This is a genomic window from Streptomyces sp. NPDC002130 (genome assembly GCF_040296465.1).
In the GTDB taxonomy this organism is placed as follows: Bacteria; Actinomycetota; Actinomycetes; order Streptomycetales; family Streptomycetaceae; genus Streptomyces.
Map to the genome: position 1 here is coordinate 33,789 of NZ_JBEOXI010000004.1, position 16,951 is coordinate 50,739.

Genomic DNA, 16,951 nt, shown 5'->3' on the forward strand with positions numbered 1-16,951 from the left:
CCTATCCTGCCCCGTCCCCACCGAACAGGGCGAGGGCGGTGTTCACCAGCCCGATGTGACTGAACGCCTGCGGGAAGTTGCCGAGATGCCGGCCGGTCACCGGGTCGAACTCCTCGGACAGCAGCCCGACGTCGTTGGCGAGCCCCGCCAGCCGCTCGAACAGCTCCCGGGCCTCCTTCGTGCGGCCCGTCATGTACAGGGCGTCCGCGAGCCAGAACGAGCACACCAGGAACACGCCCTCGCCGCCGGGCAGCCCGTCGACCTCCCCGTCGGCCGTGCTGTAGCGGCGCAGGAAGCCGCCGTGGGTCAATTCCTCGCGGACCGCGTCGATGGTGCCGATCACCCGCGGATCGTCCGGCGGCAGGAATCCGACGCGCGGGATGAGCAGCAGCGCCGCGTCCAGTTCGCCTGAGCCGTAGGACTGCGTGAAGGTGTTGCGTTCCGGGTCGTAGCCCTTCTCGCACACCTCCTGGTGCACCTCGTCGCGCAGCGTGCGCCAGCCGTCCAGGTCGCCGTCCAGCTCCGGGTGGTGCTCCAGGGTGCGGACGGCGCGGTCGGCGGCCACCCACACCATCACCTTCGAGTGCACGAACTGGCGCTGCCCGCCGCGCACCTCCCACAGCCCCTCGTCCGGCTGCCGCCAGTTGGTCCGCAGGAAGTCCATCAGGGCCGTCTGCAGCGCCCACACGTCGGGCTGCGCGGACAGGCCCGACTCGCGGGCGAGCGACAGGGAGTCCATGACCTCGCCGTACACGTCCAGCTGGAGCTGTTTCACGGCGTCGTTGCCGATGCGTACGGGGGCGGACCCGACGAAGCCGGAGAGCCACGGCAGCTCGAACTCGGGCAGCCGGCGCTCGCCCGCCACGCCGTACATGATCTGCAGGTCCGCCGGGTCGCCCGCGACCGCGCGCAGCAGCCAGTTCCGCCAGGCCTCCGCCTCCTCCTGGTACCCCACGGCGAGCAGCGCGTTCAGGGTGAGGGTGGAGTCGCGCAGCCAGCAGTAGCGGTAGTCCCAGTTGCGCACCCCGCCCGGTTCCTCCGGCAGCGAGGTGGTGGGGGCGGCGACGATGCCTCCCGTCGGCGCGTAGGTGAGCGCCTTGAGGGTGATCAGGGAGCGGACGACGGCGTCCCGGTACGGGCCGTCGTAGCGGCAGTGCGACACCCAGGCCCGCCAGTCCTCCACGCTGTGGCGCAGTGCGTCGTACGGGTCGACGAGCGGTGGGCGCGGCTCGTGGGAGGGATGCCAGGTCAGGACGAACGCGACCTTTTCCCCCTTCTTGACGGTGAACTCCGCGTGCGTGCCGAAGTCCTCGCCCCAGCTGGTCACCTCCGGCTCGCTGCGCAGCCAGGTCGAGTCCGGGCCGGCGACCGCGACCCGGTGTCCGTCGGCCCGGCGCACCCAGGGGACGATCGAACCGTAGTCGAAGCGCAGCTTGAGGACGCTGTGCAGCGTCACCTCGCCGTCGAGGCCCTCGACGACACGGACCAGGTCGGGGGCGCGGTCGCGTTGGGGCATCAGGTCGGTGACGCGGACCGCCCCTTGCCCGGTCTCCCACTCGGTGTCCAGGACGAGGGTGTCGGGGCGGTAGGCGCGCCGGGTGCAGCGGTCCGCCCCCACGGGGGCGATGCGCCAGAAGCCGTTGTCCTCGTCGCCGAGCAGCCTCGCGAAGCAGGCGGCCGAGTCGAAGCGGGGCAGACACAACCAGTCGACGGATCCGTCCGTACCGACCAGGGCCGCGGTCTGCTCGTCGCCGATGAGCGCGTAGTCCTCGATGCTGGGGTGCACGGAGTGCGGGTTCCCGGCAACTCGGCGTGGCAATCAGGGCGGGGCTGGGGGAGTGATGTGCCCGGGCCGTCGAGGGCGGGGCTGCGACGCGCCCCCGGCGCGCCGGCCGCGCTGGACACCCCCGGCTCGGTTCAGGCTGCGCCTGCGCGCGCCGGTGGCGTCTACACCGCTGCGGGCTCGGACTCCGTCGTGTCGGACTGCTCGGCCGCCTTCTGGGCCCGCTCCCGGGCCTCGCGGCGGGCCAGGACCACCCAGCCGACCGGGACGGCCGCGGAGAACAGCCACCACTGGATGGCGTACGCGTAGTTCAGCGCGGCGTCCTCCTTGCCGGGGTCGCCCAGCAGCTCGGGGGTGTCGCCCTTGGGCTCGGGAGCCGTCTGGGAGATGTAGCCGCCGAGTACCGTCGCGTCCAGGCGACGGGCCTGCTGTTCGCTGTTGATCAGCATGATCTGCCGGTCCGGCAGACCCTGGAGGTTCTTGATGCCGCTCGCCGCGGTCGTCTCGTCGGGCATCAGCCGCCCCTGGACGGTGACCTCGCCGCTCGGCGGCGCGGGAACCTTCGGGAACGTCGTCTGGCTCGGGCCGTCGGAGGGGATCCAGCCCCGGTTGACCAGCAGCACCTTGCCGTCGTCGAGGACGAACGGGGTGAGCACGTGGTATCCGACCTCGTCGTCGGAGTTGGTGCGGCGCCGGACGACGACCTCGTCCTCCGTGTCGAAACGGCCCTTCGCCGTCACCGTGCGGTACCGCTCGGTGCTGGTCACGGTGTGTCCGGGTGCCGTCAGCTTCTCCACGACCACCGGCTTCGCCGCCAGCGCATCGGTGACCAGCTGGTTCCGGGCGGTGCGCTCCTCGTAGCGGTGCATCTGCCAGATGCCCAGCCTGATCATCGTGGGGATGAGGAGCAGGGCGATCAGCGTGAGGATCACCCACTGCCGGGACATCAGGAAGCGGTACACCCCACGACCGTACAACTCGGTCGTGGGGTGCATTCGGTCGGGTACGGGTTCAGACCTTGTCGACAATTCCTGCCTTTCCCTCCGCGCGGGCGCAATGGGCGCCGCAATACCAGTGGCCCTCGACCTCGACACCCTGGCCGATGATCTGCACCCGGCAGTGCTCGCAGATGGGGGCCATGCGGTGGATCGCGCAGGAGAAGCAGTCGAAGACGTGCACCGCACCCTGCGCGTGCACCTCGAAGGTCATTCCGTACTGATTGCCACATACCTCACAGGTCGCCATGCGCCACAGGGTGAGCCGTCGTCCGCGCGCGGGCGAGCGGGCGCCGGGCGAGTCGCCCGGCAATCACCCGTCCGTACGGTTACTCCTCCGGCGTACGGTCACGCCTCCGACGCGGGCTCCACGTCCGAAAGAAGCTGCCCGAAGGCCGCCTCGTCCACGACCGGCGTACCGAACTGCCGGGCCTTGACGACCTTGGACGTGCCCGAGTCCGGGTCGTTCGTGACGAGCAGGCTGGTCAGCCGGGACAGGCTCGTGGCCACATGCAGCCCGGCCTCGGTCGCGCGGTCCTCCAGCAGGTCCCGCTCGGTGGAGGTGTCACCGGAGAAGGCGACCCGCATGCCCTGCTTGAGCCGCCCGCCCGCCTCGAAGCGCCCGGGGTTGGGGTAGGGGCAGGCGGGGCGCCTGCGGGACGGGCGCCAACTGCTCGGCCGGTAGCCGCCGTAGCCTCCGGGGCCCGCCTGCTGACCGATGCGGGGCGCGGCGGGGCGGTCCGTCCACTCGGTCAGCGGCCGGCACTCGTGCAGCGGCAGCCGTACGTTGTTCGCCGCCGCCGCCCGCAGGCTCGGCCGGAACGCCTCCGCCAGCACGCGCGCGTCGTCCAGGGCGTGGTGCGCCCGCTGCTGGACGACGCCGAAGTGCGCCGCGAGGGACTCCAGCTTGTGGTTGGGCAACGGCAGCCCGAGTTCCTTGGAGAGCGCGATGGTGCACAGCCGCTGCCGCACCGGTGCCTCGCGCTCGGCACGCGCGTACTCCCGGGCGATCATCTGCCAGTCGAAGACGGCGTTGTGGGCGACGAGCACCCGCCCCGCCAGCCGGGACGTGAACTCTTCGGCGATGTCCGGGAAGAGGGGCGCCCCCTCGAGCGCCTCGCTCGTCAGTCCGTGGATCCACACGGGGCCCGGGTCGCGCTCGGGGTTGACCGTCGTGTACCAGTGGTCCTCGACCTCGCCGCGCTCGTCCAGCCGGTAGACCGCCGCGGAGATGATGCGGTCGTCCCGGGCCAGGCCCGTGGTCTCCACGTCAACGACCGCGTACCCCTTGGGATACGCGGCCGGCCACGGCGTGGCCGAGAACACTGCGGTCGTCAGGTCTTCCAGCATGGTCACTGAGGATACGGGCCGCGACTGACACCGCCGTCCGTCAGGTGTGCCGCCCGGCCTCTTCCGACACCCCCTCAGGCGTGTTGTCCGGTCTGTCCGTTCGAGGGGTGTACGTCTGATCGGTCCTCAGTCGATCAGCCGGGCGTCTCGCCCCTCCGACGTCTGAATTCGCCCCGTTCCGGATTGGCGGAGATCGCCAAGAAGCAAGCGCGTACCGTCGGTAATACTTGTGGGTAACAACGTCTGGCCGGGGGCGGGACTCCGGTCCTACGGTGCTTGCATGCCGAACCTGCCCGATGTCGTGCTGTGGTCCGTCCCCGCCTTTGTGCTGCTCACCGTGGTCGAAATGGTGAGTTACCGCCTCCATCCCGACGAGGACGCGGAGGGCTACGAGGCGAAGGACGCCGCGACGAGCGTCGGCATGGGGCTCGGCAGCCTGGCCTTCGACTTCGTATGGAAGATCCCGATTCTGGCGATCTACACGGCCCTCTACGAACTCACGCCGCTGCGCGTGCCCGTGCTCTGGTGGACCGTCCCGCTGATGCTGCTCGCGCAGGACTTCTTCTACTACTGGTCCCACCGCGGCCATCACGTCATCCGCATCCTGTGGGCCTGCCACGTCGTCCACCACTCCAGCCGGAAGTTCAACCTCACCACCGCGCTGCGCCAGCCCTGGACGTCCCTGACGGTGTGGCCGTTCTACGTCCCCCTCATCGTCGCCGGCGTGCACCCCGCCGCGCTCGCGTTCTGCTCCTCGGCGAACCTCGTCTACCAGTTCTGGATCCACACCGAGCGCATCGACAAGATGCCCCGCTGGTTCGAGTTCGTCTTCAACACCCCCTCGCACCACCGCGTCCACCACGCCTCCCAGCTCGGCTATCTGGACCGCAACTTCGGCGGCATCCTCATCGTCTGGGACCGGCTGTTCGGGTCGTTCGTCGCGGAGACCGAGCGGCCCCGGTACGGGCTGACCAAGAACATCACCACGTACAACCTGTTCATGGTGGCCACGCACGAGTACGTGGCCATCGCCAAGGACCTGAGAGCGGCACGCAGTTGGCGTGAGCGTGCGGGACGCGTGTTCCGGGGGCCGGGCTGGGGTCCGGGACCGGCCCCCGCGCCGACTCCGTCCCCGGCCGCCGCGCCAGCTGCGTCACCGGCCGCCGCATCGGCTCCGTCCCCGGCCGCGGCGACCACGCCGGTGCCTGAGGGCACGCCGGTTTCCGAGAGGGGGCCGGTTTCCGAGAGCGCCCCGGACCCCGAGTCCGTGTCCCTCGCCGAGGCCCTGCCGGTCGCCGACGCCGTCCCCGTCCCGGACGCCGTCCCCGTCGCCGGGACCGCCCCGGTCGGGAAGAGCACGTCGGCGTGAACCCCTCGCGTCTCCTCCTGGTCGCCTTCGGCCTCGCCGTCGCCGTCGACCTCGTCTGCCTCGCGACCGGTGCCGACGCCGGGCACACCGTCGCCAAGCCCCTGCTGATGCCGCTGCTGGCCCTGTGGGCCGCCCAGCGCAAGGCGCCCCGGCCGCTCCTGGCCGCCCTGCTGTTCGGCTGGGGCGGTGACGTCCTGCTGCTGTCGGACGCCGAGCCGGCCTTCCTCGCGGGCATGGTCTCCTTCGCGGCGGGCCACGTCTGCTACCTCCTGCTCTTCACGACGTACGGCAGCCGGAACGCGGTCCCACGCGCGCGTGCGGGCGTCCTGGCCCTCGGCTACGCCGCCGCCCTCGTGACGACCGTCGTGCTGCTCTGGCCGGACCTGCCCGCGGAACTGCGCCTGCCCGTCGCCGGCTACAGCCTCCTGCTCACCGCCATGGCATACCGGTCCGCCATCCGGCTCGGTCTCTTCGCAGGGCTCGGCGGGGCGCTGTTCCTGCTGTCCGACACGCTCATAGCGACCGGTGTGGCCGAGTGGCCGCAGCTGCCCGCGCCGGACTTCTGGATCATGCTCACGTACATCGCCGCGCAGACCCTGCTGACGGTCGGCACGCTCGGGGCGCTCGACGCACGCAGGGCACCGGCCGCCACGTACGGCGAGATGCGCGCCGTCTGAGAAGCGTCGGCGATCGCGCCGGACAGCACGCAGGTGAGGACAGGCCAACGCGCGACAGTGGAACACGCGAGCTCACCGGTACCGCGGCCGGAAAGACACCGGCGTCACCAGCGGATGGGCACCGGAAGCGCCGTCAGGACCCCGGACACCGCGACCGCCAGGCCCAGGGCGACGACCTCCGCCCGGGCCGGCGCACACGCGGTCAGCGGGTCGGCCGCCCGGCGCAGCCGTCGCCGGGCCCACACCGCGAGGGCGGCGACGACCGCCACGAGCAGCACCTTGGCGAGCAGCGCACGCCCGTACGCCGTCCCGGTCAGCTGTTCCAGGATCGTCTCCGGCGGCATCCGGCGCAGGGAACTGCACACACCCGTCGCGGTGATGGCGGCGAGCAGGACGACCGCCACGCGCGCGTAGAGACCCAGCAGGGCCGCGCCCGCCGCCTGGTCGTGCCGATCGGACCACAGCCGCAGGACGCGCAGCGCGTGCAGCAGGCCGCCCGCCCACAGCGCCGCACAGGTCAGATGAACGAGCGTCAGCCCGGCGCCGGTCAGCGGAGTGTGCTCGGTGGTGGGGTGTGCGCGCAGCGCCTCGGCGACGACCACGGCGGCCAGCGGCCACACCTGCGTGACCGGCCGGCGTGACACGGCGCACAGACCTGCCACCAGGAACGCGTTGACCTGCAGCAGGGCGAGCTTGCCGTCCCGGGAGGCGTGGAGACCCCCGACGTCGATGTCCGCCCCGTCGCCCGGCACGAGATTGCCGGTGGCCACGACCGCGGCGAGTCCGAGGGCGGCCAGGAAACCGGCGCCGGCCGCGAGCGGGGACCAAGTGCGGGGCAGGGCCGGGGGAGCGGCCGCCGTGCGGGGCAGCGACCGCGCCAGGCGGTTCACGAACAGTTCGCCGACGGGTATGCACAGCGCCGCGAACAGCACCGTGCGGAGCAGGGCTATGCCGCCGGCGCCGGGCGCCTCGGCCTCCCCGGTGCCGTGCAGCGCGGCGGACGGGCCGAGCAGCGGGATCACCGCGGCCAGTGCCACCAGCACCAGGACGGCGACGGCGCGGCCCGCACCTGTGGGCCGCAGCGGCCCGCGCGAATCGGTCACCCGGGGTACGGGTCTTGGCGAAGTCACCCCAGGATCTTCACCAACCTCCACACGACCGGGCAAGTCAGCCGAAGGGCCTCAACCGGCCCGGGACGCGGTGGCCACCGCAGCCGCACCTCCTTGTCCTGGTCCGCCGGCCGCGGCTCCCATCCCTGCGCGAGCGCGACCTCGGCGACGTACCACCCGCCCCCCCGGTAGGACCGCAGGGGTATCGCCACCTCCTTGGGCGGCTTCGGCTCCTTCGGCCCGGACCGAGCCGCGCCACGTCCATGACAAGGAATCCCGTCGCAGACAAGGAACGGGCCGGACAGGTGCCCCTGCCCGGCCCGTTCCGTTCTCACACGAGCTCTACTTGGTGACCGCGTCCAGCGCGTCCGCGATGCCCCAGCCGTAGAAGCCGTTGCGGTTCTTGGAGCCCTCGCACACGGCGTCGATCTTGCCGTCGGCGTTGATGTCGTACGGGTCCGTGCACGGCGTGGCGTCCGCCTCCGTGTACAGCAGGGCCTTCACCAGCGCGGGGGAGGCGTACGGGTGCGTCGACTTGATGAGCGCGGCGACGCCCGCGACGTGCGGGGACGCCATCGACGTACCGGCCATGTAACCCCACTTGCCGCCCGGCAGCGTGCCCAGGATGAGGCCGCTCGTGGCCGGCGCCTCGGGCTTCTGGTAGGCGGTCGAGTCACCGCCCGGGGCGGCTATGTCGATGGTGCCCAGGCCGTAGTTGGAGAAGGACGACTTGATGCCCTTCGCGCCCGTCGAGGCGACCGTAACGACACCCGGCAGCTGGGTCGGGATGTCGAGGCACTTCGAGGGGTCGACGACCCGGTCGCCCGGCGTGCTGTCGTTCGGGGACGACGGGTCGGTGATCTCGTCGGAGGCGAGGTCGTAGTTCTCGTTGCCGCCCGCGGCGACGTTGACCGCGCCCTTCTTCTCCGCGTACCGCGAGGCCCGGGTGACGGCGTCCACGAGCGCCCTCTGGTCCGGGTCGTTCTTGCAGTTGAAGTACCAGGGGTCCGTGTAATAGCTGTTGTTCGTCACGTCGACCCCGTGCTCGGCCGCCCACACGAAGCCGCAGACCACGGCCTCCGTGTAGAAGAAGCCGTCCGGGTTGGACACCTTGATGCCGGAGACCTTCACCCCGGGCGCGACACCGGTCATGCCGACGCCGTTCTTGGCGGCGGCTATCTCACCGGCGACGTGGGTGCCGTGCGGGCTCTCCGCGGCGCCCGGCCGCCAGGCCCCGTCGGCCGTGTCCGGCTTGCCCGACACGCAGTTGACCGACGCCTTGCGGTCGAAGTTGGGCGCGATGTCGGGGTGGGTGTCGTCCACACCGGTGTCGATCACGGCGACCGTGACCTTCTTGCTGCCCAGCGTCTTCTCGTGCGCCTTGTCCGCCTTGATGGCGGGCAGGTCCCACTGCTGGGGCTGCAGCGGGTCCTGCCCGGCCGGGGCGTCCGCCGCGGCGACCTCGGCCGCGCTCAGCACCTTCGGCGCGCCCAGGTCGCCCGTCGACGCCGAGGGCAGCGGCGCGGTGCGGGTGGCCCCCGCCGACTGCACGCCGCGCACCTTGCGGATCGTCTTGGCGAAGTCGGCGTTCGCGGAGTGGACGACGATCACGCCGATCTGGTCGTACGACGTCACGATCGTGCCGCCCGCCTTGGCGACGGCCTTCTTCACATGCGCCGAAGTGCCGTGCCCCGGCTTGACGTTGACGACGTAGCTGAGCGGGGTCGCCTCGGCCGCGGTGGGAGCGGTGACGTCCTCGGCGGCCGTGGCCGCGGTGTTCGGCAGGAACGCCAGGGCCGTGGCCATGGCCATCCCGGCCGGGATCGCGACGGCGCGACGGTAGCGCGCGTACGACGCAGTCATGGTGTCTCCAGTTCGTTCACGGTACGAGCTGATCTTGCGGAGGTCTCGGTGGCGGGACGGGTCACTTGACCGCGCGCAGCGCGTTGACGATGCCGTGGCCGTAGAAGCCGTTGACGTGCTTGCCGCCCTTGCAGACCGCGTCCTGCGTGCCGTCGCCGTCCTGGTCGTAGGAGGCGGGGCAGGCGGTCTCGTCGGCCTGCGCCTTCAGCAGCGCCTGCAGCTGGGCCGGAGACGCCCAGGGGTGCTTGGACTTCAGCAGCGCGGCGACGCCGGAGGCGTGCGGCGAGGCCATCGAGGTGCCCTGCAGGAAGCCCCACTGGCCGTTCGGCAGGGTGGACAGGATGCGGCCGTCCTTCGACGGCGTGTCCGGGATCTGGTAGCGGCGGTCACCGCCCGGCGCGGCGACGTCCACGACGCCCTTGCCGTACGTCGAGAAGTACGACTTGACGTTGTCGACGCCCGTCGAGCTCACCGTGACGACACCCGGCAGCTGGTTCGGCACGTCGAAGCACTCGTGCGGGTCGATGGTGCGCTCGACCGGGGTGGAGTCGTCCGGGCTGGAGTCGTCGACGATCGCGTCCGAGTCGAGGTCGTGGTTGGAGTTGCCCGCCGCGGCGACGTTCAGCGTGCCCTTCTTCTGGGCGTACAGCTGCGCCCGGTTGACCGCGTCGACGATGGCCCGCTGGTCCGGGTCGTCCATGCAGTTGTACAGCCACGGGTCGACGTAGTAGCTGTTGTTCGTGATCTCGACGCCGTGGTCGGCGGCGAACACGAACGCGCAGACGACGCTCTCCGGGTAGAAGAGGCCGTTCGCCCGGTCGGTCACGTTGATGCTGGACACCTTCACGCCGGGAGCGACGCCCGCGACGCCTATGCCGTTGCGGGCGGCGGCTATCTCACCGGCGACATGCGTGCCGTGGTAGTCCTCGGGCGTGTACGGCCGCCAGGCGCCCTCGCTGGTGTCGGGCTTGCCGCCGGCGCAGTTGGCGGACTGCGACGCGGAGAAGTTCGGGGCGATGTCGGGGTGGGTGTCGTCCACACCGGTGTCGATCACGGCGACGGTCACCTTGCGGCTGCCCGGGTTGATCGATGCGGCCTTGTCGGCGCCGATCGCGCGCAGGTCCCACTGGTCCGCCTCGAGGGGCTCGCTCTCGGCTGTCGTCGCCGAGGCGGCCTCGGTGCGCTTCGCCTGGGCCGCCGTCAGATATTCGACCGCGCCCTCCTCCTTCGTCCCCGCGGCGGTCAGCGGCGTGGTCCGCGTCGCGCCGGCGGACTGCACCCCGCGGGCCTTGCGGATCGTCTTGGCGAAGTCGGGGTTCGAGGAGTGGACGACGAGCACGCCGATCCGCTCGTAGGTGGCCACGACCGAGCCGTCGGCCTTCCCGATCGCCTTCTTCACCGAGGCGATCGTGTGGCGGTCCACCTTGGTGTTGACGACGTACGCCAGCTTCGGCGCGTCCGTCGTACGGGTGGCCGACTCCGCCTGCGGGGCCGCCGACGCGGCGGCGGGCAGGAAGCCCAGCGAGGCGGTCAGGGACAGCACGACGGGCACGGCGAGAGCGAGCCGGCGTCTGGAACGCGAGTGAGACATGGGGTCTCCACATCCTCCGGAAACGAAACCGGCCCGGGGCACAGGTGGTGCCCGGGCAGGTACATGACGTGGTGCAGGGTGAAGCTATCCCGGCCTCTCGCTGGCCAGCAACGCTTTGTCGAAACGACTTCGGAAACAACGCCGGGCTTTTGAACCGGTTCTCACGCGCCGCCGTGACGTTGAACAAGGAGCGCGAGGACACGCGCCTCCGCCCACGTTCCCAACCGCTGCCGTCCTTGCGAGGAGACTCCGTGGCCACCGACGCACCGCCCCCCTCGAAAGAGCAACACAAGCTCCCCTCACCCGAGGAGTTCGCCGAGGTGCACGAGAGCGCGGAGTTCGGTGAACTGCGCCGCTCCTACCGCTCCTTCGCCTTCCCTCTGACCGTCGGCTTCATCGCCTGGTACCTGCTGTACGTCCTGCTCTCGAACTACGCGGGCGGCTTCATGGGCACCAAGCTGTTCGGCAACATCAACGTCGCCTTCGTCCTCGGCGTCGCCCAGTTCGTCACCACGTTCCTCATCGCCTGGTGGTACTCGCGGCACGCCGCCGCGAAGCTCGACCCCAAGGCCGAGGCCATCAAGACCCGGATGGAGAGCGGCGCATGAGCCCCGTACAGCAGACCTTCCTCGCCCAGCAGAACTTCATCGCCGCGAACGAGGCCAGCGAGCACCGCCCGCTGATCATCACCCTGTTCGCGCTGTTCGTCGTCGCGACCCTCGGCATCACCATCTGGGCGGGCCGCCAGACCAAGGACGCCGCCGACTTCTACGCCGGCGGCCGCCAGTTCAGCGCCTTCCAGAACGGCCTCGCCGTCTCCGGCGACTACATGTCCGCCGCGTCCTTCCTCGGCATCGCGGGCGCCATCGCCCTCTTCGGCTACGACGGCTTCCTCTACTCCATCGGCTTCCTGGTCGCCTGGCTCGTGGCCCTGCTCCTGGTGGCCGAGCCGCTGCGCAACTCCGGCCGCTACACCATGGGCGACGTCCTCGCGTACCGCATGCGCCAGCGCCCGGTCCGCACCGCCGCCGGCACCTCCACGATCGTGGTGTCGATCTTCTACCTGCTGGCCCAGATGGCCGGAGCGGGCGTCCTCGTCTCGCTGCTGCTCGGCATCACCACCGACGCGGGCAAGATCCTCATCGTCGCCCTCGTCGGCATCCTGATGATCGTCTACGTCTCCATCGGCGGCATGAAGGGCACCACCTGGGTCCAGATGATCAAGGCCGTGCTGCTCATCGGCGGCACCATCCTGATCACCTTCCTGGTGCTGCTGAAGTTCAACTTCAACATCTCCGACCTGCTCGGGACCGCCGCCGAGAACAGCGGCAAGGGCGCCGCCTTCCTGGAGCCCGGCCTGCAGTACGGCGCGACCGGCACCTCCAAGCTGGACTTCATCTCCCTGGGCATCGCCCTGGTGCTCGGCACCGCCGGCCTGCCGCACATCCTGATCCGCTTCTACACGGTGCCCGACGCCAAGGCCGCCCGTAAGTCCGTGAACTGGGCGATCGGCATCATCGGCGGCTTCTACCTGATGACGATCGCGCTGGGCTTCGGCGCCGCCGCGCTCATCTCGCAGGAGGAGATCATCGCCTCCAACCCGTCCGGCAACACGGCGGCACCCCTGCTCGCCCTGCACCTCGGCGGTGTCGACTCGACCTGGGGTGCGATCCTGCTCGCCACGATCTCGGCGGTCGCCTTCGCGACCATCCTCGCCGTCGTGGCCGGCCTCACCCTGGCCTCGTCGTCGTCCTTCGCGCACGACATCTACGCCAACGTCATCCGCAAGGGGAAGGCCTCCGGCGCCGAGGAGGTCCGCGCGGCCCGCTGGGCGACGGTCCTCATCGGCGTCGTCTCCATCGGCCTGGGCGCCCTGGCCCGCGACCTGAACGTGGCCGGCCTGGTCGCCCTCGCCTTCGCGGTCGCCGCCTCCGCCAACCTGCCGACGATCCTCTACAGCCTGTTCTGGAAGCGGTTCACCACCCAGGGCGCCCTGTGGTCGATCTACGGCGGTCTGATCGTCGCCGTCGGCCTGGTGCTGTTCTCGCCCGTCGTCTCCGGCGACCCCAAGGCGATGTTCCCCGAGGTCGACTTCGCCTGGTTCCCGCTGAAGAACCCGGGCATCATCTCCATCCCGTTCGGCTTCCTCATGGGCTGGCTCGGCACGGTCCTGTCCAAGGAGGAGCCCGACGCCAAGAAGTACGCGGAGCTGGAGGTCCGGTCCCTGACCGGCACCGGAGCCCACTGAGCACGACCCCTCCCGCGCGGCCGTCTCGTAGGAACCTCCAGGTCCCTGCGGCGCGGCCGCGTCCCGCGTCGTGGGATCGGGTCTGTGGCGATGTCGGTGGGGTCACGTAGGCTCACAGGTGTCGGAGAACCAGTGCTCCGGGCACGATCCGCGACGAGGGAGGGGGCCCACGTGCTCATCGACACCTACGGCCGGGTGGCCACCGACCTGAGGGTCTCGCTGACCGACCGGTGCAACCTGCGCTGTACGTACTGCATGCCCGAGGAGGGCCTGCAGTGGCTGGCCAAGCCGGACCTGCTCACCGACGACGAGATCGTCCGCCTGATCGACATCGCGGTCACGTCCCTCGGGATCGAGGAGGTCCGCTTCACCGGCGGCGAGCCCCTGCTGCGCCCGGGTCTGGTCGGCATCGTCGAGCGCGTCGCCGCCCTGGAACCCCGCCCGCAGATGTCGCTGACCACCAACGGCATCGGCCTCAAGCGCACGGCCACCGCCCTGAAGGACGCGGGCCTGGACCGGGTCAACGTCTCCCTCGACACCCTCCGGCCGGACGTCTTCAAGACCCTCACCCGCCGCGACCGCCACAAGGACGTCATCGAGGGCCTGGACGCCGCCCGCGACGCGGGCCTGACCCCGGTCAAGGTCAACTCCGTCCTGATGCCGGGGCTCAACGACGACGAGGCCCCCGACCTGCTGGCCTGGGCCGTGGAGCACGACTACGAGCTGCGCTTCATCGAGCAGATGCCGCTCGACGCCCAGCACGGCTGGAAGCGCGACGGCATGATCACCGCCGGCGACATCCTGACCTCCCTGCGCACCCGCTTCGAGCTGACCGCCGAGGGCGAGGAGAAGCGCGGCTCGGCCCCCGCGGAGCGCTGGCTCGTCGACGGCGGCCCGCATGTGGTCGGCGTCATCGCCTCCGTCACGCGCCCCTTCTGCTCGGCCTGCGACCGCACCCGCCTCACGGCCGACGGACAGGTCCGCACCTGCCTGTTCGCCCAGGAGGAGACAGACCTGCGCGCCGCCCTGCGCTCCGGCGCACCGGACGAGGAGATCGCCCGCATCTGGCGCCTGGCGATGTGGGGCAAGAAGGCGGGAGCGGGCCTGGACGACCCGACGTTCGTACAGCCGGACCGGCCGATGTCGGCGATCGGGGGTTAGCGCATCGCCCTCAGGGGCGCGGGGAACTGCGCGACCAGCCACAACGCACCCGCACCCGAGAGCGTCACACGTCCTGCGCTTCCCAGTCCTTCAGAAGCACCACTTCCTTCAAGAACCCCCGCACCCCGAGGAACTGCGACAGATGCTCGCGATGCTCCTCACAGGCCAGCCACGTCTTGCGCCGCTCCGGCGTATGGATCTTCGGGTTGTTCCACGCCAGCACCCACACGGCGTCGACACGGCAGCCCTTCGCGGAACAGATGGGCGTCTCGTCACTCACAGCTTTCGTCTCACAGAAAAGGCGACGCCGAGCAGCCACGGGGGGAGCTGCCCGGCGTCGGTCCGTCGCTCCGACGGGGGATGCGGAGCGCGTACGAAGTATGTCACGGGTAACCCCGACCCCGGCACTGGAACAACATGATTGATCTGAGCTTTTCTTGAGCTTGGCGGGAAGCTGACTTCCCTTCCCGATCTTCCGTGCTCGCCCGCGTCTCCCGCCGGGTGCCCCTACGGCTCGTGCGGTTCGCTCCGCGCACCCGTCCCCGGCCCGGACACGGCGTCTTCCGCAACCGGTTCTCCCGACCGGTCACCCGGGTCCGACGGGCCGATCATCGGACGCGACTGCGACACCACGAACGTCGACGGCAGAGACGGCGCGTTCTCACGCCCGGCGTTCGCGATCACCACCGCGATGTACGGCAGCACCAGCCCTAGCACCAACGCCACGATGGCGACGTGCCGTTCGACGTTCCACAGGGTGGCCGCGAGGATCACCGAGATCGTGCGGACCGTCATCGAGATCACGTACCGGCGCTGCCGCCCGCGTACGTCCTCCTGAAGTCCCGTCCGGGCGCCGGTGATCCGGAAAACCTGGACGTTGCCGCCGCCATGCTGCTTCCGCATCGCATTCCACCATCCGCCCGTATCGGACTCTCCCCGCCCCGTAGCCGTCCTCGGCCGGCCGGGGAACCCGACCAGGACAGCTCTTACGTTACGCCGCGGCTGCGCCGGCCACGAGCCCGGGTCGCGCACCGCCAAGGCGAAGAGCCTGCGCCGTCCCGCGTACGGTCCGCGTCGGCATGCGGCGTACGGCAACTGGGCCGACACTGGCCGTAGTGCTCACGTCGAGCCGCACGAGGAGGCAGCGATGGGCTGGTTGTGGGCGATCATCGTAGGACTGGTACTCGGCCTGATCGCGAAGGCGATCATTCCGGGCAAGCAACATCTTCCCCTGTGGCTGACCGTCATCCTGGGCATGATCGGCGGCATCGCCGGCAACGCCATCGCCCGGGCGGCCGGCGTCGACGCCACATCGGGAATCGACTGGTGGCGGCACGTCTTCCAGCTGGTCATGGCGATCATCCTCGTAGGTCTGGGCGACCGGGCCTGGACGGTGGCCAGAGGAGACAGAAGCAGGGCATAAGGGGGCGCACGGCGAAGGGGACGGCCTCCGAAAACGGAGACCGCCCCCCTTCACCGTCGCGCGCTCAGCCGCCCGTGACCTCGACCGCGGCCAGGTTCTTCTTGCCCCGGCGCAGCACCAGCCAGCGGCCGTGCAGCAGGTCCTCCTTCGCGGGGACGGCGTCCTCGCCGGCGACCTTGACGTTGTTCACGTAGGCGCCGCCCTCCTTGACCGTGCGGCGCGCGGCCGACTTGCTGGCCACCAGACCGACCTCGGCGAACAGGTCCACGGCCGGGCCGAGCTCGGCCACCTGGATGTGCGGCACCTCCGACAGGGCCGCCGCCAGCGTCCTCTCGTCGAGCTCCGCCAGCTCGCCCTGCCCGAAGAGGGCCTTGGACGCGGCGATCACGGCGGCCGTCTGGCCGGCGCCGTGCACCAGTGTCGTCAGCTCCTCGGCCAGCGCCCGCTGCGCGGCCCGGGCCTGCGGACGCTCCTCGGTCTGCCGCTCCAGCTCCTCCAGCTCCGCACGGGAGCGGAAGGACAGGATGCGCATGTACTTGGAGATGTCCCGGTCGTCCACGTTCAGCCAGAACTGGTAGAACGCGTACGGCGTCGTCATCTCCGGGTCGAGCCAGACGGCGCCGCCCTCGGTCTTGCCGAACTTGGTGCCGTCCGCCTTGGTCATCAGCGGCGTCGCCAGCGCGTGCACGGTCGCGCCCGGCTCCAGGCGGTGGATCAGGTCCAGGCCTGCCGTGAGGTTGCCCCACTGGTCGCTGCCGCCCTGCTGGAGCGTGCAGCCGTAGCGGCGGTACAGCTGCAGGAAGTCCATGCCCTGCAGGAGCTGGTAGCTGAACTCCGTGTAGCTGATGCCCTCGGAGGACTCCAGGCGCCGGGCCACGGAGTCCTTCGTCAGCATCTTGTTGACGCGGAAGTGCTTGCCGATGTCGCGGAGGAACTCGATCGCGGAGAGGTTCTCCGTCCAGTCGAGGTTGTTGACCATGACGGCCGCGTTCTCGCCCTCGAAGTCCAGGAACGGCTCGATCTGGGCGCGCAGCTTGGCGACCCAGCCGGTGACCGTCTCCGGGTCGTTCAGCGTGCGCTCCGCGGTCGGGCGCGGGTCGCCGATCAGGCCCGTGGCACCGCCGACCAGCGCCAGCGGCCGGTGACCGGCCTGCTGGAGGCGGCGCACGGTGAGCACCTGCACCAGGTGCCCCACGTGCAGCGACGGCGCCGTCGGGTCGAAGCCGCAATAGAACGTGACGGGACCGTCCGCGAGCGCCTTGCGCAAAGCGTCCTCGTCGGTGGACAGGGCGAACAGCCCGCGCCACTTCAGCTCGTCGACGATGTCCGTCACGGTTCTCGTGTCTCCTCGATGATCTTCGGGCAGTCGGGTGACAGCCGAC

The 16,951-nt window shown here is 70.6% G+C and carries 16 protein-coding genes; 6 read left to right on the top strand and 10 right to left on the bottom strand.

All coding sequences use genetic code 11. The features are described 5' to 3' along the window. Nucleotide 1 precedes the first annotated feature (1 nt). From ABT116_RS01405 to ABT116_RS01420, 4 genes are all read right to left on the bottom strand, one after another. The gene (locus ABT116_RS01405; protein ID WP_351626169.1) at nt 2-1,786 is read right to left on the bottom strand and encodes a glycoside hydrolase family 15 protein; all 1,785 of its coding nucleotides are present in this window, start codon (nt 1,784-1,786) and stop codon (nt 2-4) included. Between the two features lie 161 nt (nt 1,787-1,947). Next, nucleotides 1,948-2,745, bottom strand: coding sequence for an SURF1 family cytochrome oxidase biogenesis protein (locus ABT116_RS01410; protein ID WP_351626175.1), 798 nt, complete (start codon nt 2,743-2,745; stop codon nt 1,948-1,950). A gap of 49 nt (nt 2,746-2,794) precedes the next feature. Continuing rightward, nucleotides 2,795-3,028 (bottom strand): metallothionein, encoded by a 234-nt coding sequence (locus ABT116_RS01415; RefSeq protein WP_078615365.1) that lies wholly within the window; start codon nt 3,026-3,028, stop codon nt 2,795-2,797. A 98-nt stretch (nt 3,029-3,126) separates the two neighbouring features. Continuing rightward, on the bottom strand, nt 3,127-4,128 hold the full coding sequence (locus ABT116_RS01420) for a DEDDh family exonuclease (RefSeq protein ID WP_351626178.1): 1,002 nt from the start codon (nt 4,126-4,128) through the stop codon (nt 3,127-3,129). A 280-nt stretch (nt 4,129-4,408) separates the two neighbouring features. Between ABT116_RS01420 and ABT116_RS01425 the strand changes: the two genes are divergently transcribed. Both ABT116_RS01425 and ABT116_RS01430 read left to right on the top strand, forming a co-directional pair. Continuing rightward, the gene (locus ABT116_RS01425) at nt 4,409-5,497 is read left to right on the top strand and encodes a sterol desaturase family protein (RefSeq protein ID WP_351626180.1); all 1,089 of its coding nucleotides are present in this window, start codon (nt 4,409-4,411) and stop codon (nt 5,495-5,497) included. Then, nucleotides 5,494-6,174, top strand: coding sequence for a lysoplasmalogenase (locus ABT116_RS01430; protein WP_351626183.1), 681 nt, complete (start codon nt 5,494-5,496; stop codon nt 6,172-6,174). The genes ABT116_RS01425 and ABT116_RS01430 overlap by 4 nt, the downstream gene beginning before the upstream one ends. 104 nt (nt 6,175-6,278) lie before the next feature. Here ABT116_RS01430 and ABT116_RS01435 read toward each other — a convergent pair whose 3' ends face one another. From ABT116_RS01435 to ABT116_RS01445, 3 genes are all read right to left on the bottom strand, one after another. Then, the gene (locus ABT116_RS01435; RefSeq protein ID WP_502983803.1) at nt 6,279-7,304 is read right to left on the bottom strand and encodes a CopD family protein; all 1,026 of its coding nucleotides are present in this window, start codon (nt 7,302-7,304) and stop codon (nt 6,279-6,281) included. Nucleotides 7,305-7,625: 321 nt separating this feature from the next. Next, nucleotides 7,626-9,146 (bottom strand): S8 family peptidase, encoded by a 1,521-nt coding sequence (locus tag ABT116_RS01440; protein WP_351626193.1) that lies wholly within the window; start codon nt 9,144-9,146, stop codon nt 7,626-7,628. 61 nt (nt 9,147-9,207) lie between these two features. Next, the gene (locus ABT116_RS01445; RefSeq protein ID WP_351626196.1) at nt 9,208-10,737 is read right to left on the bottom strand and encodes a S8 family peptidase; all 1,530 of its coding nucleotides are present in this window, start codon (nt 10,735-10,737) and stop codon (nt 9,208-9,210) included. A gap of 251 nt (nt 10,738-10,988) precedes the next feature. Between ABT116_RS01445 and ABT116_RS01450 the strand changes: the two genes are divergently transcribed. The 3 genes from ABT116_RS01450 (at nt 10,989) to moaA (ending at nt 14,146) form a co-directional block, all read left to right on the top strand. Then, a complete protein-coding gene (locus ABT116_RS01450; RefSeq protein WP_344459400.1) occupies nt 10,989-11,345 on the top strand; it encodes a DUF485 domain-containing protein in 357 nt (118 codons plus the stop codon). Beyond that, the gene (locus ABT116_RS01455) at nt 11,342-12,985 is read left to right on the top strand and encodes a monocarboxylic acid transporter (protein WP_351626201.1); all 1,644 of its coding nucleotides are present in this window, start codon (nt 11,342-11,344) and stop codon (nt 12,983-12,985) included. Before ABT116_RS01450 ends, ABT116_RS01455 begins: the two co-directional genes overlap by 4 nt. Nucleotides 12,986-13,156: 171 nt before the next feature. Then, the gene (gene moaA / locus ABT116_RS01460; RefSeq protein WP_351626203.1) at nt 13,157-14,146 is read left to right on the top strand and encodes a GTP 3',8-cyclase MoaA; all 990 of its coding nucleotides are present in this window, start codon (nt 13,157-13,159) and stop codon (nt 14,144-14,146) included. A gap of 64 nt (nt 14,147-14,210) precedes the next feature. On the opposite strand, the gene ABT116_RS01465 is transcribed toward moaA, so the two are convergent. Both ABT116_RS01465 and ABT116_RS01470 read right to left on the bottom strand, forming a co-directional pair. Further along, complete coding sequence (locus tag ABT116_RS01465) at nt 14,211-14,426, bottom strand: hypothetical protein (protein WP_351626206.1); 216 nt, start codon at nt 14,424-14,426, stop codon at nt 14,211-14,213. Between the two features lie 227 nt (nt 14,427-14,653). Beyond that, on the bottom strand, nt 14,654-15,049 hold the full coding sequence (locus ABT116_RS01470) for a DUF3099 domain-containing protein (RefSeq protein WP_351626208.1): 396 nt from the start codon (nt 15,047-15,049) through the stop codon (nt 14,654-14,656). A 244-nt stretch (nt 15,050-15,293) separates the two neighbouring features. On the opposite strand from ABT116_RS01470, the gene ABT116_RS01475 reads away from it, so the two are divergent. Beyond that, nucleotides 15,294-15,569 carry a GlsB/YeaQ/YmgE family stress response membrane protein gene (locus ABT116_RS01475; RefSeq protein WP_351626211.1) on the top strand — a complete coding sequence of 92 codons (276 nt, stop codon included), beginning with the start codon at nt 15,294-15,296 and terminating at the stop codon, nt 15,567-15,569. A gap of 64 nt (nt 15,570-15,633) precedes the next feature. Here the strand turns inward: ABT116_RS01475 and tyrS are convergent, their stop codons facing one another. Continuing rightward, nucleotides 15,634-16,902 carry a tyrosine--tRNA ligase gene (tyrS, locus tag ABT116_RS01480; RefSeq protein ID WP_351626214.1) on the bottom strand — a complete coding sequence of 423 codons (1,269 nt, stop codon included), beginning with the start codon at nt 16,900-16,902 and terminating at the stop codon, nt 15,634-15,636. Between the last annotated feature and the right edge of the window lie 49 nt (nt 16,903-16,951).

Excerpts from the sequence above, each read along its gene's own strand:
- ABT116_RS01420 (WP_351626178.1), bottom strand. The coding sequence starts at position 4,128 with ATGCTGGAAGACCTGACGACCGCAGTGTTCTCGGCCACGCCGTGGCCG.
- ABT116_RS01475 (WP_351626211.1), top strand. The coding sequence starts at position 15,294 with ATGGGCTGGTTGTGGGCGATCATCGTAGGACTGGTACTCGGCCTGATC.
- ABT116_RS01415 (WP_078615365.1), bottom strand. The coding sequence starts at position 3,028 with ATGGCGACCTGTGAGGTATGTGGCAATCAGTACGGAATGACCTTCGAG.
- ABT116_RS01445 (WP_351626196.1), bottom strand. The coding sequence starts at position 10,737 with ATGTCTCACTCGCGTTCCAGACGCCGGCTCGCTCTCGCCGTGCCCGTC.
- ABT116_RS01425 (WP_351626180.1), top strand. The coding sequence starts at position 4,409 with ATGCCGAACCTGCCCGATGTCGTGCTGTGGTCCGTCCCCGCCTTTGTG.
- ABT116_RS01440 (WP_351626193.1), bottom strand. The coding sequence starts at position 9,146 with ATGACTGCGTCGTACGCGCGCTACCGTCGCGCCGTCGCGATCCCGGCC.
- ABT116_RS01470 (WP_351626208.1), bottom strand. The coding sequence starts at position 15,049 with ATGCGGAAGCAGCATGGCGGCGGCAACGTCCAGGTTTTCCGGATCACC.
- ABT116_RS01455 (WP_351626201.1), top strand. The coding sequence starts at position 11,342 with ATGAGCCCCGTACAGCAGACCTTCCTCGCCCAGCAGAACTTCATCGCC.